Source organism: Streptomyces sp. NPDC001380, from assembly GCF_042895785.1.
Taxonomy (GTDB): Bacteria; Actinomycetota; Actinomycetes; order Streptomycetales; family Streptomycetaceae; genus Peterkaempfera.
On the sequence record NZ_JBIAWP010000002.1, the window covers coordinates 65404 to 80475 of the forward strand.

General features: G+C 73.4%; 14 protein-coding genes and 1 riboswitch. Of the genes, 8 read left to right on the plus strand and 6 right to left on the minus strand.

Translation table 11 applies throughout. The features are described 5' to 3' along the window. Positions 1 to 298: 298 nt before the first annotated feature. From coxB to ACFY07_RS03090, 5 genes are all read left to right on the plus strand, one after another. The gene (gene coxB / locus ACFY07_RS03070; protein ID WP_230648268.1) at positions 299 to 1144 is read left to right on the plus strand and encodes a cytochrome c oxidase subunit II; all 846 of its coding nucleotides are present in this window, start codon (positions 299 to 301) and stop codon (positions 1142 to 1144) included. Next, positions 1141 to 2898, plus strand: a complete 1758-nt coding sequence (ctaD, locus tag ACFY07_RS03075; protein ID WP_390867115.1) for a cytochrome c oxidase subunit I — start codon at positions 1141 to 1143, stop codon at positions 2896 to 2898. The genes coxB and ctaD overlap by 4 nt, the downstream gene beginning before the upstream one ends. Continuing rightward, positions 2895 to 3293 carry a cytochrome c oxidase subunit 4 gene (locus tag ACFY07_RS03080; protein WP_230648266.1) on the plus strand — a complete coding sequence of 133 codons (399 nt, stop codon included), beginning with the start codon at positions 2895 to 2897 and terminating at the stop codon, positions 3291 to 3293. The genes ctaD and ACFY07_RS03080 overlap by 4 nt, the downstream gene beginning before the upstream one ends. A gap of 283 nt (positions 3294 to 3576) precedes the next feature. Further along, entirely contained in the window at positions 3577 to 5004 is a 1428-nt protein-coding gene (locus ACFY07_RS03085; protein ID WP_390867116.1) for an Ig-like domain-containing protein, read from the plus strand. Between the two features lie 225 nt (positions 5005 to 5229). After that, positions 5230 to 5976, plus strand: coding sequence for a hypothetical protein (locus ACFY07_RS03090; protein WP_390867117.1), 747 nt, complete (start codon positions 5230 to 5232; stop codon positions 5974 to 5976). Between the two features lie 126 nt (positions 5977 to 6102). On the opposite strand, the gene ACFY07_RS03095 is transcribed toward ACFY07_RS03090, so the two are convergent. The 5 genes from ACFY07_RS03095 to ACFY07_RS03115 form a co-directional block, all read right to left on the minus strand. Further along, positions 6103 to 6471, minus strand: a complete 369-nt coding sequence (locus tag ACFY07_RS03095) for a GntR family transcriptional regulator (RefSeq protein WP_390867118.1) — start codon at positions 6469 to 6471, stop codon at positions 6103 to 6105. A 233-nt stretch (positions 6472 to 6704) separates the two neighbouring features. After that, a complete protein-coding gene (locus ACFY07_RS03100) occupies positions 6705 to 8363 on the minus strand; it encodes a cytochrome bc complex cytochrome b subunit (RefSeq protein WP_230648262.1) in 1659 nt (552 codons plus the stop codon). Then, positions 8360 to 9424: a Rieske 2Fe-2S domain-containing protein gene (locus tag ACFY07_RS03105; RefSeq protein WP_390867119.1), complete on the minus strand. Its 1065-nt coding sequence runs from the start codon at positions 9422 to 9424 to the stop codon at positions 8360 to 8362. Before ACFY07_RS03105 ends, ACFY07_RS03100 begins: the two co-directional genes overlap by 4 nt. Then, positions 9421 to 10224, minus strand: a complete 804-nt coding sequence (locus ACFY07_RS03110) for a c-type cytochrome (RefSeq protein WP_230648260.1) — start codon at positions 10222 to 10224, stop codon at positions 9421 to 9423. The genes ACFY07_RS03105 and ACFY07_RS03110 overlap by 4 nt, the downstream gene beginning before the upstream one ends. A gap of 68 nt (positions 10225 to 10292) precedes the next feature. Beyond that, positions 10293 to 10913 (minus strand): heme-copper oxidase subunit III, encoded by a 621-nt coding sequence (locus ACFY07_RS03115; protein WP_230648259.1) that lies wholly within the window; start codon positions 10911 to 10913, stop codon positions 10293 to 10295. 173 nt (positions 10914 to 11086) lie between these two features. On the opposite strand from ACFY07_RS03115, the gene ACFY07_RS03120 reads away from it, so the two are divergent. The 3 genes from ACFY07_RS03120 to ACFY07_RS03130 all read left to right on the plus strand — a co-directional run bounded on the left by ACFY07_RS03120 (position 11087) and on the right by ACFY07_RS03130 (position 14704). Then, complete coding sequence (locus ACFY07_RS03120) at positions 11087 to 11503, plus strand: hypothetical protein (RefSeq protein ID WP_390867120.1); 417 nt, start codon at positions 11087 to 11089, stop codon at positions 11501 to 11503. A gap of 169 nt (positions 11504 to 11672) precedes the next feature. Beyond that, positions 11673 to 12746 (plus strand): anthranilate phosphoribosyltransferase, encoded by a 1074-nt coding sequence (gene trpD, locus ACFY07_RS03125; protein WP_390867121.1) that lies wholly within the window; start codon positions 11673 to 11675, stop codon positions 12744 to 12746. Between the two features lie 107 nt (positions 12747 to 12853). Next, positions 12854 to 12971: riboswitch (SAM riboswitch) on the plus strand. Positions 12972 to 13231: 260 nt separating this feature from the next. After that, positions 13232 to 14704: an aminotransferase class V-fold PLP-dependent enzyme gene (locus tag ACFY07_RS03130; protein ID WP_390867122.1), complete on the plus strand. Its 1473-nt coding sequence runs from the start codon at positions 13232 to 13234 to the stop codon at positions 14702 to 14704. Between the two features lie 60 nt (positions 14705 to 14764). On the opposite strand, the gene ACFY07_RS03135 is transcribed toward ACFY07_RS03130, so the two are convergent. Beyond that, positions 14765 to 15046, minus strand: a complete 282-nt coding sequence (locus tag ACFY07_RS03135; protein ID WP_230648255.1) for an Lrp/AsnC family transcriptional regulator — start codon at positions 15044 to 15046, stop codon at positions 14765 to 14767. Positions 15047 to 15072: the final 26 nt, after the last annotated feature.

Sequence of the window (15072 nt, forward strand, 5' to 3'; positions counted from 1 at the left end):
GATACCCCGTCCGAGGCCCTCCCACGCCTCCCCCGGGACCGTCTGCAGCCCCTGCGGCCGACCGTCCCCCGATCGGCTGTACGACCCCCGTGACCTGCGATTCCCCTCCCACAAGGGCTGATCGGGTACCCGGACGGCGCGTTAGCGGGACCTGCCCGCGAGACCTGCACCGGGCTGGAGTAGGGTTTGGCCCGCATAAACATCCAAACCCTGCCCGTGGCCGGGCCCCAACGGGTCGGAGGTCGACAGACCTTCCCCGCCGGGCGCGATCGCGGGCGAGACTTCGGGAAGGCGCTACGTGAGTCCCAACGGCTCCGACCGCTCGCCGCGGCGCACGATGCGGCGGAAGCTGCCTCAGGCGCTGGCACTGGGCCTCGTCATCGCGACCGCCACCGGCTGCTCGTCCCAGGACCTCCCCAGGCTCGGCCTGCCCTCGCCCGTCACCAAGGAAGGACCCACCGTCCTCCTGATGTGGCAGGGCTCCTGGATCGCTGCACTCGTTGTCGGCGTGCTGGTCTGGGGCCTGATCCTCTGGAGTGTGGTCTTCCACCGCCGCAGCCGCACCAAGGTGGAGGTTCCGCCCCAGACCAGGTACAACGTGCCCATCGAGGCGCTCTACACCGCGGTCCCCATCATCATCGTCTCGGTGCTGTTCTACTTCACCGCCCGCGACGAGTCCCGCCTGCTGGAGACCTCCAAGAAGCCGGACCACGTCGTCAACGTCGTGGGCTTCCAGTGGAGCTGGGCGTTCAACTACGAGAACGACGAGCACGGCAAGAACGCCGCCGGCGCGTACGAGGTGGGCACCCCGGCGCAGCCGCCGACGCTGTACCTGCCGAAGGGCGAGTCCGTCCTGTTCAAGCTGACCTCCCGGGACGTCATCCACGACTTCTGGACGGTCAACTTCCTGATGAAGCAGGACGTCGTCCCCGGCCTGGTCAACCAGTTCCAGGTGACGCCCACCGCCTACGGCACGTTCCGCGGCAAGTGCGCGGAGCTGTGCGGTGTGGACCACTCGCGGATGCTCTTCAACGTCAAGGTCGTCTCGCCGGCCGACTACCGGAAGCACCTGCAGGAACTGCGGGCCAAGGGCCAGACCGGCGCGGTCCCCTCCGGCCTCATCAGCACGGGAAGTGAGAAGTGACCATCCTCAACGAGCCCCACGGGGCAGCCGCGGGAGCGCCTGCGGCTCCGGTCGGCGGGGGTGAGCCGCGCACCCGCAAGGGCGCCTCCGCGGTGAAGTGGCTCACGACCACCGACCACAAGACGATCGGCACGCTGTACCTCGGCACCTCGTTCGCCTTCTTCCTGATCGGCGGCGTCCTCGCCCTGGTCATGCGCGCCGAGCTGGCCCGCCCGGGCACCCAGCTGCTCTCCAACGAGCAGTTCAACCAGGCGTTCACCATGCACGGCACGATCATGCTGCTGATGTTCGCGACGCCGCTCTTCGCGGGCTTCGCGAACTGGATCATGCCGCTGCAGATCGGTGCGCCCGACGTGGCGTTCCCCCGGCTGAACATGTTCGCCTACTGGCTCTACCTGTTCGGCTCGATCATCGCCGTCGCCGGCTTCCTCACCCCGCAGGGTGCGGCCGACTTCGGCTGGTTCGCCTACTCCCCGCTCTCCGACGCGGTCCGCTCGCCGGGCGTCGGCGCCGACATGTGGATCATGGGTCTGGCCTTCTCCGGCTTCGGCACGATCCTCGGCTCGGTCAACTTCATCACCACGATCATCTGCATGCGCGCGCCCGGCATGACGATGTTCCGGATGCCGATCTTCACCTGGAACGTGCTGCTCACCGGTGTCCTGGTGCTGCTGGCCTTCCCGGTGCTCGCCGCCGCGCTCTTCGCGCTGGAGGCGGACCGGAAGTTCGGCGCCCACGTCTTCGACCCGGCCAACGGCGGGGCACTCCTCTGGCAGCACCTCTTCTGGTTCTTCGGCCACCCAGAGGTGTACATCATCGCGCTGCCGTTCTTCGGCATCGTGTCGGAGATCATCCCGGTCTTCAGCCGCAAGCCGATGTTCGGCTACTCCGGCCTGATCGCGGCGACCATCGCGATCGCCGGCCTGTCGGTGACGGTGTGGGCCCACCACATGTACGTCACCGGCCAGGTGCTGCTGCCGTTCTTCTCCTTCATGACCTTCCTCATCGCGGTCCCCACCGGTGTGAAGTTCTTCAACTGGCTGGGCACCATGTGGAAGGGCTCGCTGAGCTTCGAGACGCCGATGCTGTGGACGGTCGGCTTCCTGGTCACCTTCCTCTTCGGCGGCCTGACCGGCGTGCTGCTGGCCTCCCCGCCGATCGACTTCCACGTCTCGGACTCCTACTTCGTGGTGGCCCACTTCCACTACGTGGTCTTCGGCACCGTCGTCTTCGCGATGTTCGCCGGCTTCCACTTCTGGTGGCCGAAGATGACGGGCCGGATGCTCGACGAGCGCCTCGGCAAGATCACCTTCTGGACGCTCTTCGTCGGCTTCCACGCCACCTTCCTGGTGCAGCACTGGCTCGGCGCCGAGGGCATGCCCCGCCGGTACGCCGACTACCTGGCCGCGGACGGCTTCACCACGCTGAACACCGTCTCGACCATCGGCTCGTTCCTGCTCGGCCTGTCGATCCTGCCGTTCCTCTACAACGTCTGGAAGACGGCCCGGTACGGCGAGAAGGTCACCGTGGACGACCCGTGGGGCTACGGCCGCTCGCTGGAGTGGGCGACCTCCTGCCCGCCGCCGCGGCACAACTTCCTCACCCTGCCGCGGATCCGCTCCGAGTCCCCGGCGTTCGACCTGCACCACCCGGAGATCGCGGCCCAGGACTACCTGGAGAACCACGGCGAGCCGGCCAAGCACCTCACCGCGGCCGCGGCCCCGGCTGACCGCAAGGAGGGCGACGCCCGATGAGGGAGCAGGGCAAGATCTTCGCGGGCCTCTCCGTCTTCATCCTGGCGGTGGCCATCGCGTACGGCCTGTGGTCCAAGGAGCCGGCGGGCACCACCGCCCTCTTCCTGGCCTTCGGCCTGTGCATCTTCATCGCCTTCTACCTGGGCTTCACCGCCCGGCGGGTGGACACCGGCGCCGGTGACAACCCCGAGGCCGAGGTCTCCGACGACGCCGGCGAGCAGGGCTTCTTCAGCCCGCACAGCTGGCAGCCGCTCGCCCTCGGCTTCGGCGGCGCGCTCGCCTTCCTGGGCGTGGTCTTCGGCTGGTGGCTGCTCTACTGGTCCCTCCCGATCATCCTGGTCGGCCTGTGGGGCTGGGTCTTCGAGTACTACCGGGGCGAGAACCAGAACCAGTAGCAGGACCCGTGCACGACGGCCGGGGCCGGGCACCTTCCGAGGTGCCCGGCCCTGGCCGTCCGTGCGTTCCCGTCCGTGCGTTCCCGTCCGTGCGTTCCCGTCCGTGCGTCCCCGCCCACGTCCCCCTCCGTGCGTCCCCGTCCGCGCGCCTGTCCGCGCGCCTGTCCGCGCGTCCGTACGGGTGAGCGGTTCACCCGTGCGGACGACCCGCGCCCGGCGTGGAGGGCCCCCTCCGTCCGCTCTTCCTACGATGTGAAGGATCTTCGGCGATGCGGAGGCAGCGATGGGCACTGCGGCAGGAACACCGCACAACGGTGCGTCCCCGGCCGGTGCGTCACCGTCGGGCAGGCTCCGCCCGGTCGGGTCCCGCCGGCGGCGCCGGGGCAGGGCGGCGCTCCCCGCCGTCCTGGCCGGCTCCCTCGTCCTGCTCGGGTCGTGCACCTCCCCCTCCCGCGCCCCCCAGGACGCCGTCGCGCCGCCCCGGGCCGTCGACATCGCACCGCTGGTCCGGCTCACCCCGGCCGCAGGCACCGTCGCCGACCCCTCCACCGCGCTGACCGTCACCCTGGCCCGCGGCCGCCTCACCGACGTCACGGTGGCCGCCGCGGACGGACGGCAGGTCACCGGGCGCCTCAGCGCCGACGGACGGACCTGGCGCAGCACCTCCCCGCTGGCCGCCGGGGCCCGCTACACGGTCCGGGTCGGCGCCGACGACGGCCGCGGCGGCCGGGGCGGGACCACCGCCGCCCTCTCCACCCGGCCGGGGACCTCGCTGCTGACCGCCGTCCTCGGCCCGGCCGGCGGCCAGGAGGGCGCGGCCGCCGTCTACGGCGTCGGCCAGCCCGTCACCGTCCAGCTCTCCCGGCCGGTCCACGACCGCGCCGCCCGCGCCTCCGTCGAGCACGGCCTGCGGGTCACCTCCCAGCCCGCCGTCACCGGCGCCTGGCACTGGGTCGACGACAGCACCCTGCACTTCCGGCCGCAGCAGTACTGGCCCGCCCACGCCGCCGTCCAGGTCGCCTTCGACGCCCAGGGGCGGCACATCCGGCCGGGCCTGTACGGCGGAGCGCCCAGCCGCATCTCCTTCCGCACCGGCGACCGGGTGGAGGCCCTGGTCGACGCGGTGACCGACCACATGGAGTTCCGCCGCAACGGCAGACTCGTCCGGACCCTCCCGGTGACCACCGGCAAGCCCGGCTTCGAGACCCGCAACGGCGTCAAGGTCGTGCTGGGCCAGGAGGCCGAGGTGCGCATGGACGGGGAGACCGTCGGCATCGCCGCCGGCAGCTCCGAGGCCTACAGCCTGGACGTGCAGTGGGCGACCCGGGTCACCTGGAGCGGCGAGTACGTGCACGCCGCGCCCTGGTCGGTGGCCGCGCAGGGCCACGCCAACGTCAGCCACGGCTGCACCGGCATGTCCACCGAGGACGCCCACTGGTTCTACGGGCAGGTCCGGGTCGGCGACGTCGTCCGGGTGGTCCGCAGCAACGGCCACATGATGGAGCCGTTCGGCAACGGGTTCGGCGACTGGAACCTCACCTGGAGCCGGTGGCTGGCCGGGTCGGCCGCCGGGCAGGCGGTCTCCACCGCCGGTCCCCCCGCGGCGCCCGTCGCCGCGGCCGGAGCCGGGGCGGCGACCGGGGCGACGGCCGGGGCCGGTACCGGCGGCGGCGCCGCGGCGCCCGCCGGAGCGCTCGCACCGCTGCTCTGAGCGGGGCAGCCGTCCGGCCCGCGGGCCGTGCGGGACGGGGCGCACGGCCGGGGCCGTCCGGCGGCGCCGTGCGGACCGGCCGGCCGGAGGCGTCCGGCCGCCGCGGCCCGGACCGCGCGGGGCGCCGCCCGGCCCCGGCAGGCGGCCGAGGCCCGGCCGCCGGAGGGACCTCCGGCCGTCCGCGACGGCCGGGAAGGGAGAGGAAGGGAAGGGAGGAGGGTGACCATGGACGGTGCCGATCGTCCTGCTGAGCGCCGCAGGGGGGCGCCGGTCCTCGGCGGCCTGCTGGTGGGCGCCCTGCTGGCCGCCGGCACGGCCGCCGCCGCCCTGGGGGCGCTCTCCGGGGGCGGTGCGGCGCCGGCCCGGGAGCGCCTCCCGCAGGTCAGGGTCCTGGGGGCCAGCCAGTCCGCCGACTGCGCCGCCCTCACCTCCGCGCTCGAGGCGGGACGCGCCGTCGACACCGCCCGGGCCGTCGCCTGCGACCGGCAGGAGTCCGCCGCGATGGAGGACCTGCGCCGCCAGGCCGGGCGGCTGGGGCTGCGCTCCGCCGAGGGCCCCAGCCCGACCTGCTCGGCCGTCGACCGGCGGGCCGCCGCCGGCGACCGGACCCTCGACCCCGGCCTCGCCCTCCACTGCCGGCGTCACGCGCGGTTCGCCGGCCGGGCCCACGAGCCCGCCGGCGCGGCCGGACCGGGCGCCACCTCGTTCTGCCGCAGTGTCCGGTCCCGCCTGGCGCGCGGCCTGCCCGTGGCGCCCTTCCCCCGGGATTTCTGCGCCCGCGGGCCCGGTGCTGCCGCGTCGCCAGGGGACTCCCCGGCGGTCCCCTTCCCGCAGCCGCCCGCCTCCGCCGGGCCGTCCTCCCCGCCGGCGCCGCCCGGCGGGCGGGTCCGCGCGCCGGGCCGGGCCGCCCCGGTCCCGCGGGCCGTCCCGTCGGCCCCGACCACCGCCGCCCGGCCCGCCGGGCCCCGCTGACCCCGCGCGGACCGTCCCCGGCCCTTCGTCGGGGCCGCAGGCGCCTCGCCGTCCTCTCGCCGGCCTCCCCCGGCCTCCGTCGGCCCTGTGGGCACTCCCGGCCCGGGCCCGCCCGGGGTGGCCCCGTCAGCCGCCGTACGCGGCCCGCAGGGCCGTCACCGCGGCCGCCAGGGCCTCGTCGTGGTCCAGGCCCAGGTGCCGGGCGCGTCCGGCGTACTCGGCGGCGGCGGCCGCCGCCCGACGGTGGGCCGCGTCCCCGGCCGCCGCGACCACCGTGCCGTGCCGGCCCCGGGTCTCCACGACGCCGTCCGCCTCCAGCTCCCGGTAGGCGCGGGCCACCGTGTTCGCGGCCAGGCCCAGGTCGGAGGCCAGGGCCCGGACGGCGGGCAGCCGGTGGCCGGCGGGCAGCTCCCCGGAGCGGGCCAGCTCGGCGATCCGGGCGCGGACCTGCTCGTAGGGCGGGACGGGGGAGGACGGGTCGACGGTGATCTGCACGGTGCGGGTCCCTCGGGTTCGTTCCGGCTGCGGGTCCGGCCGCCGGCGGCCCGGTCCGGTGGCGGACGGCGCGGCGCGGTGGCGGTGGCGGTGGACCCCATTGTGGCGGCAGCGCGGGCCGGGGCGGGCCGGGGCCGCGGGCTCCGGGCGGGGAGCCGGGCAAAGGCCGAGGGCCCGTCCCCGGCTGCTGCCGGGGACGGGCCCTGCTGGTGTGGCGACTGCTCCGGGGAGCGTCAGTGGTGGCCGTGGCCGCTGGTGATCTCGCGGTACTCCTCGGCGGTGGGCTTGGCGATCTGGCCCTCCTCGCCGAAGTAGCCGCGGGACAGCTTCGCCCGCAGCTTCTGCGAGCGCGTGATCTTGCGCTTGACGCCGTTCTCGTCCACCGCGGCGGGCAGCTCGACCGGACGGAGCTGGTCGTGCGCGGTCAGCTTGTGCAGCTGGGCCGGGCTGAGCGGCTCGTGGACCTCGATGAACTCGCCGTGCGGCAGGCGCTTGATGATGCCGCTCTCGCGTCCGTGCAGGACCTTGTCGCGGTCGCGCCGCTGCAGGCCCATGCAGATCCGCTTCGTGACGATGAACGTCAGGACCGGCACCACGAAGAACGCGATCCGCATCGTCCAGGTGATCGAGTTGATCGACATGTGGAAGTGGGTGGCGAACAGGTCGTTGCCGCCCGCGACCAGCAGGACGAGGTAGAGGCTGATCCACGCCGCACCGAAGGAGGTGCGGACCGGGGCGTTGCGCGGGCGGTCGGCGATGTGGTGCTCGCGCTTGTCGCCGGTGACCCAGGCCTCGATGAACGGGTACACCCAGATGGCCACGAGGACCAGCGGGAAGATCATCAGCGGGATGAACACGCCCAGGTTCAGGGTGTGGCCCCAGGCCCGGATCTCCCAGCCCGGCATGAGCCGGATGAGGCCCTCGGAGAAGCCCATGTACCAGTCGGGCTGGGCGTCGGTCGACACCTGGTCCGGACGGTACGGGCCGTACGCCCAGATCGGGTTGACCGTGGCGATCGCGGAGACCACCGAGGTCACGCCGAAGACCAGGAAGAAGAAGCCGCCGGCCTTCGCCATGTAGACGGGCATGAGGGGCATGCCCACGACGTTCTTCTCGGTCCGGCCGGGACCGGCGAACTGGGTGTGCTTGTGGTAGAAGACCAGGATCAGGTGGGCCACCAGGAGGCCCAGCATGATGCCCGGGATCAGCAGCACGTGCACGGTGAACAGGCGCGGGATGATGTCGTCGCCGGGGAACTGCCCGCCGAACAGGAACATCTGCAGGTAGGTGCCGACGATCGGCACCGCCAGGACCGCGCCCTCCATGAACCGGATGCCGGTGCCCGACAGCAGGTCGTCGGGGAGCGAGTAGCCCATGAAGCCGTCGAACATGCCCAGGATCAGCAGCATGGCGCCGAAGATCCAGTTGATCTCACGCGGCTTGCGGAACGCGCCGGTGAAGAAGACGCGCATCATGTGGACCAGCATCGCGGCCACGAAGAGGATGGCCGCCCAGTGGTGGATCTGCCGGATGAGCAGACCGCCGCGGACGTCGAAGCTGATGTCCAGCGTCGAGGCGTACGCCTCGGACATCCTGATGCCGTTCAGTGGCATGTAGGAGCCGTGGTAGACGACCTCGCCCATGCTCGGCTTGAAGAAGAGCGTGAGGTAGACGCCGGTCAGGATGATGATGATGAAGGTGTAGAGGCAGATCTCGCCCAGCATGAAGGACCAGTGGTCCGGGAAGATCTTCCGCAGGTTGGACTTGGCCAGGCTGTAGATGCCCAGCCGGCCGTCCGCCCAGTCGGCAGCCGCCTCGGCCTTGTTGGCCGGCTTCGCGCGGCTGCTGCTCGGCTTCGCGCCGCCTGAGGCGGCGCCGCTCGCGGCACTCATGCGCGCTCCCAGTAGCTCGGGCCGACGGGGGCGTTGAAGTCACCCGTGGCGATGAGGTTGCCGTCCGCGTCGGTCTTGATCTTCAGCTGCGGCAGGGGGTGGCCCGCCGGGCCGAAGATCACGCGGGCGCCGTCCGACAGGTCGAAGGTCGACTGGTGGCACGGGCACAGCACGTGGTGGGTCTGCTGCTCGTACAGGCTGATCGGGCAGCCCACGTGCGTGCAGATCTTCGAGAAGGCCAGGATGCCATCGAAGCCCATCTCGCGCGAGGGGCGGTCCTTGATGTCCTCCGGCGCGATGCGCACGAGCATGACCGCGTCCTTGGCGATGGCCTGCTGGAAGCCCTCGGACGCCTCGGAGAGGCCCTGGGGCTTGGCGAAGACCAGCGAGCCGACGGTGACGTCCTCGGCCTTGAGGGGCTCGTCGGTGTTCATCGAGACGAGCTTGATCGGCTTGGCGGGGGTGGCCGCGTCCCAGCCGGTGTGCTCCAGCTTCTTCTCGGGCAGCGGCCCGAGGTCGCGGAGCAGCACCACGCCGGAGAGCGGCACCAGGGCCATCGAGCCGATCAGCGTGTTGCGGAGCAGCTTGCGGCGGCCGAAGCCGCTCTCCTCGGCGCCCGCCTTGAAGTCGGAGATGACCTTGGCGCGGACGTCCTCGGGGGCCTCGATCGGGTGGCGCTCGTCGGCGACCTCGACGTCCGACATCAGCGTGCGGGCCCAGTGGACCGCGCCCGCGCCGATGCAGAACAGCGCCGCGCCGAGGGTGGTGCCCAGGGCGAAGTTCAGGCTGCTGACGTGGCCGAACGGCCAGATGAACACGATCTGGTCGATCGGGAAGACCACGTAGGAGGCGATGAAGCCGATGGTGGCCAGCATCGAGACCGTGAACAGCAGCGCGACCTGGCGCTCGGCGCGCTTCGCGGCGCGCTCGTCGATGTCCGTGCGGCGGACCTCGTGGGGCGGCAGCCCCGGGTCGGCGAACGGGTCGTCGTGGACGGCGACCTCGTGGCCCTCGGAGCCGCGGTGCTCCGGCAGCTTCTCTTCTGACATGTCGTGGCTCATGACTTCTTGGCCTTGGAGGTGTGGGCGGCGACCCAGATGGCGACGGCGATCAGGGCGCCGAGTCCGAAGATCCAGCCGAACAGGCCCTCGGTCACCGGGCCGAGGCTGCCGAGGTCCATGCCGCCGGGCGACGGGGCCTCGGCGGTGTGGCGCACGAAGGCGACGATGTCGCGCTTCTGCTTCTCGGGCATCACCGAGTCCGGGAACGCCGGCATGTTCTGCGGGCCGGTCTGCATGGCCTCGTAGATGTGCTTCGGGGAGGTGTTGTCCAGCGCGGGGGCGTACTTGCCGTGGGTCAGGGCGCCGCCCTTGCCCGCGAAGTTGTGGCACTGCGCGCAGTTGGTGCGGAACAGCTCTCCACCGGCGGAGACGTCGCCCTTGGCCGTGTCGTACTGGTCCTTGGTCGGAGCCACCGGGCCGGGGCCGAAGGACGCGACGTACGCGGCGAGCTGGTCGATCTGGGCCTGCGAGTAGATGTTCTTCTTCGCGGGCACCTGCGCGCCGGGCTGCTGGGCCGGCATGCGGCCCGTGCCGACCTGGAAGTCGACCGCGGCGGAGCCCACGCCGACGAGGCTCGGGCCGTCGGTGCCGCCCTGGCCGTTCAGGCCGTGGCAGGAGGAGCAGCCGACGGCGTAGAGCTTCTTGCCCTCCTCGATCGCGAGCGACTGCGAGGAGGAGTCGGCCTGCGCCGTCCCGGCGGGCGCGAACGCGGCGTACAGCCCCCCGGTGGCCGCCAGCGCGAAGAGTAGGACGACAAGCGCCGCCAGCGGGTGGCGCCGTCGTGCGGAGAGCTTTTTCACGGATAACCCCGGTGTCAGGATCTTGGTCGTCTGGGTGTCTGGTCGGCAGGCGGGTCGGCCCGGGACCGCTACTTGATCAGGTAGATGGTCGCGAAGAGGCCGATCCAGACGACGTCGACGAAGTGCCAGTAGTAGGACACGACGATCGCGGCCGTGGCCTGCTCGTGCGTGAACCGCCTGGCGGCGTACGTGCGGCCGAGGACCAGCAGGAACGCGATCAGTCCGCCGGTCACGTGGAGCCCGTGGAAGCCGGTGGTCAGGTAGAACACGGTGCCGTACGGGTCGGAGGACAGCGACAGGCCGTCCTTCTTGACCAGCTCCGTGTACTCGAAGATCTGACCGCCGACGAAGATCGCGCCCATGATGAAGGTGACCGTGAACCACGACCGGAGCTTCTTCACGTCGCCGCGCTCGGCGGCGAAGACACCCATCTGGCAGGTGAACGAGGAGAGCACCAGGATCGTGGTGTTGGTCGCGGAGAAGGGGACGTTGAGCGCCGCCGCCTTCTCGTGCCAGAACGCGGGCCCCGTCACGGACCGGAGCGTGAAGTACATCGCGAAGAGGGCCGCGAAGAACATCAGCTCGGAACTCAGCCAGACGATGGTTCCGACGCTGACCATGTTCGGCCGGTTGACCGATCCGTGCGCGTGCCCGGTTTCTACTGCTGTTGCTGTCGCCACGTCCGACATTATGTCGGTCCCTTATTCAGCCTTCACTCCGGGGGTCCTCCCTCGGTGTGTCCGGTGGACGACGTACCCTCCAACGGCTCACGCGGGGTGTCGGCGGCCCTGATCGGGAGTACCATCCACCAGCAGTCGAAGTGGTCCCGATCACATCCCGCCGAGCCCCGGGGGCACCGTCCATGGCGCACGAGACCGTCACCGTCCTCGTCTACAGCGACGACCGCACCACCCGCGAGCAGGTCCGCCTCGCCCTCGGCCGGCGCCCCGCCGCCGACCTGCCCGAGGTGGAGTACCTGGAGTGCGCCACGGCGCCCGCGGTGGTCCGCGCGCTCGACGCGGGGGGCGTCGACCTCTGCGTCCTCGACGGCGAGGCGGCGCCCGCCGGCGGCATGGGCCTGTGCCGCCAGCTGAAGGACGAGATCTACCAGGCCCCGCCGGTGCTCGTCCTCATCGGCCGCCCGCAGGACACCTGGCTGGCCGCCTGGAGCCGCGCCGACGCCGCCGTCCCCCACCCCGTCGACCCGGTCGCGCTGGCCGGCGCCGCCGTCGAACTGCTGCGGGCCCGTACCGCCGGACGGGCGCACGCCGCCTCCTGAGCGCCCCCGGCCGGGCCCGGACTCCGCGTCCGGGCCCGGCGCGCCGCGGCCCTCCGGCCCGTCCGCACGGTGGGACGGGAGGCCCGGCTCCGGGCGTCCCGCCTCCCCGGCTGGATAGGGTGGGCCTTCTCCTCTCCCATCTGTCCCGAGGCGAAGGCTGGAGTTGGTCATGGCGAACGTGTCACCTGCGTACGGAGGCGTCGACCCCGTGCAGGCACGGTCCTGGCCGGACGTCCTCGCTGCCCTGCTGCAGCGCCAGGACCTCACCGCGGCCGACACCTCCTGGGCCATGGACCGGATCATGAGCGGGGAGGCCACCCCGGCCCAGGTCGCCGGCTTCATGGTGGCGCTGCGCGCCAAGGGCGAGACCGTGGACGAGGTCGGCGGCCTGGTCGACGCGATGTACGCCCACGCCGAGCCGCTGGAGATCCCCGGACCCGCCGTCGACATCGTCGGCACCGGCGGCGACCGGGCCAGGACCGTCAACATCTCCACCATGGCGGCGATCGTCGCCGCGGCGGCCGGCGCCAAGGTCGTCAAGCACGGCAACCGTGCCGCCTCCTCCGCGAGCGGCTCCTCCGACGTCCTGGAGAAGCTCGGCATCTCCCTCGACCTGTCCGCCCGCCGGGTGGCCGAGGTCGCGGAGGAGACCGGCATCACCTTCTGCTTCGCGGCGAGGTTCCACCCCGCGATGCGGCACGCGGCCCCGGCCCGCCGCGAACTGGGCGTGCCCACCGCGTTCAACTTCCTCGGCCCGCTCACCAACCCGGCGCGCGTCACCGCCTCCGCCATCGGCTGCTTCGACCCCCGGATGGCCGGGATCATGGCGGGCGTGCTCGCCCGGCGCGGCTCCACCGGCCTGGTCTTCCGCGGTGACGACGGCCTCGACGAGCTCACCGTCACCGGCACCTCCCACGTCTGGGTGGTCCGCGACGGCGCCGTCACCGAGACCGGCTTCGACCCGCGCGACCTGGACATCCCGCTCGTCGGCGTCGAGGCGCTGCGCGGCGCCGACGCCTCCCACAACGCCGAGGTGGCCCGCCGCCTGTTCGCCGGCGAGCGCGGGCCGGTACGGGACGCGGTGCTCCTCAACGCGGCGGCCGCCCTCACCGCCCTGGACCTCACCGGTGCGCCGCTCACCGGGCAGCTGGCCGCGGGCGTCGCCCGCGCGGCGGAGGCCGTCGACTCCGGCGCCGCGCAGCGGACCCTGGAGCGCTGGGCCGCCGCCACCCAGCGGGGCTGACCCCGCCGCGCCGCCCCCGCTCCGCAGGCCCGGCCGCCGCCGCACCTCCCGTCCGCATCCCGGACGGCGGCTGCGGCGGCGGCCGGGCCCTGGCATACTCCTCGGCAGGTCACGAGTGACAGCCACCAAGGCCCCGGCCGGCTGTCCGGCAACCCTCCGTCCGTGGCGGGGTGCCCCGGGTGAGGACCGGGCCGTGCGGCAGACGCCCCGCGGCAAGCGCGGACCCCTCGTGCCACGTCCGGGGGTCCTGTCCCGAGGAGTCCACCCGTGAAGCAGCGAATGCGCTAGAGGCCGCAGGCCTCCCCTCCCCACGGCCGGATCCGTGCGCCCCCGCCCGCGCGCCCTCCCCGGCCCCGGGGCCGACCCCCTCGCAGCCCTCCCGGCGCACCCCTCGTCCGGTGCGGCACCGCCGCGCCGCGGTCGGCCCTGCCCGCGCCCGTCCGGCGCCCGCCCCCGCACGCCTTCGCGCCCCCTGGAGCACCGCCATGACCGTCCGTTCCGCGTACGCCGCCGTCCCGATTGCCGCCGTCCCGACCGCCGCCGTCCCGACCGCCGCCGTCCCGACCGGCGCTGCCCCGACCGCCGTTGCCCCGGCTGCTGCTGCCCCGGCTGCCGCCGACGCGCCCCTGCCGGTGCTCGGCACCGACGTGGAGGTCCCCCTCGCCGACGGCCGCCGGGTGCCGTACGCCGCGCTCGACCAGGCCGCCAGCGCCCCGGCCCTGCGCCGGGTCTGGGACGACGTCGCCGCCTACGCCCCCCTCTACGGCAGCGTGCACCGCGGCGCCGGGTACCTCTCCCAGCTCTCCACCGACCTCTTCGAGGAGAGCCGCCGGACGGTCGCCGCCTTCCTCGACCTGCGCGACGGCGACCAGGTCGTCTTCACCCGCTCCACCACCGACTCCCTCAACCTGCTGGCCTCCGCCGTGCCCGCGGGCACCCGCGTCCTGGTCTTCGAGACCGAGCACCACGCCGCGCTGCTGCCCTGGCGCCGCGAGGGGATCACCCTGACCTGCCTGCCGGCCCCCCGCTCGCCGCAGCAGGCCGTCGCCGCCGTGGAGGAGGCGCTGGCGGACGGCCCGGACGGGCCCGCGCTGCTCTGCGTCACCGGCGCCTCCAACGTCACCGGCGAGGTCTGGCCGGTCGCCGAGCTCGCCGCCGCCGCCCACCGCCACGGTGCCCGGGTGGTGCTGGACGCGGCCCAGCTCGCCCCGCACGAGCGGGTCTCCGTGCGGGAGCTGGGCGTGGACTGGGCGGCCTTCTCCGGCCACAAGCTCTACGCGCCGTTCGGCGCGGGCGTGCTCGCCGGGCGCGCCGACTGGCTGGACGCCGCCGAGCCGTACCTGGCCGGGGGCGGCGCCAGCCGCACGGTGGCCCGGGAGGCCGGCGGCGCGCTCGCCGTCGACTGGCACCGCGGCCCGGCCCGCCACGAGGCCGGTTCGCCCAACGTCGTCGGCGCCCACGCCGTCGCCTCCGCCTGCCGGGCGCTCACCCAGGCCGGCTTCGACGCCCTGCGGGCCCGCGAGCAGCGGCTCCTCGCCCGGCTCCGGGAGGGGCTGGCGCAGGTCCCCGGGGTGCGGGTGCTCACCCTGTTCGGCGAGGACCACCCGCGGGTCGGTGTCCTCTCCTTCACGGTCCGCGGCTGGAACAGCTCGCACGTCGCCGCCGCACTCTCCGCCGAGTACGGCATCGGGGTGCGCGACGGCCTCTTCTGCGCCCACCCGCTGGTGCGCACGCTGCTCGGCGGTACCGAGGAGGAGCCCACCGCGTGCGGCGCGCCCGACGCGTCCCTCCCCGGCGCGCGCAGCCTGAACGCGGTGCGGGTCAGCTTCGGGGCGGGCACCCCCGACGAGCACGTCGAGCGGTTCCTGGCGGCGCTGCGGGAGCTGGTCGCCGAGGGCGCCCGCTGGTCGTACCGGACCGAGGGCGGCCGCTGCGTGCCGGACACCCGCCGCCGCTGACCGGCGCCGCCGGGCGTTCCCGCCCCCGGGCCGCCGGGCCCGGGGACGGGGCCGCCGGGGCTACTCGTCGAGGCCCAGGGCGAAGGCCGTCTCCAGGTCGTGCTGCGAGTAGGTGCGGAAGGCGATGTGCGTCTCGGTGTGCAGCACGCCGGGGACCTTGTTGAGCCGGCCGGGGATCACCTCGGCGAGGTCCTCGTGCCGGCGCACCCGGACCATCGCGACCAGGTCGTACGTGCCGGTGACGGAGTAGACCTCGCTGACGCCGTCCAGGGCGGCGACGGTCTCCGCGATCTCGGGGATCCGGTCGACGGTGGTCTTGATGAGCACGATCGCGGTGATCACACAGGTCTCCTGGGCGGAAGGGGGGA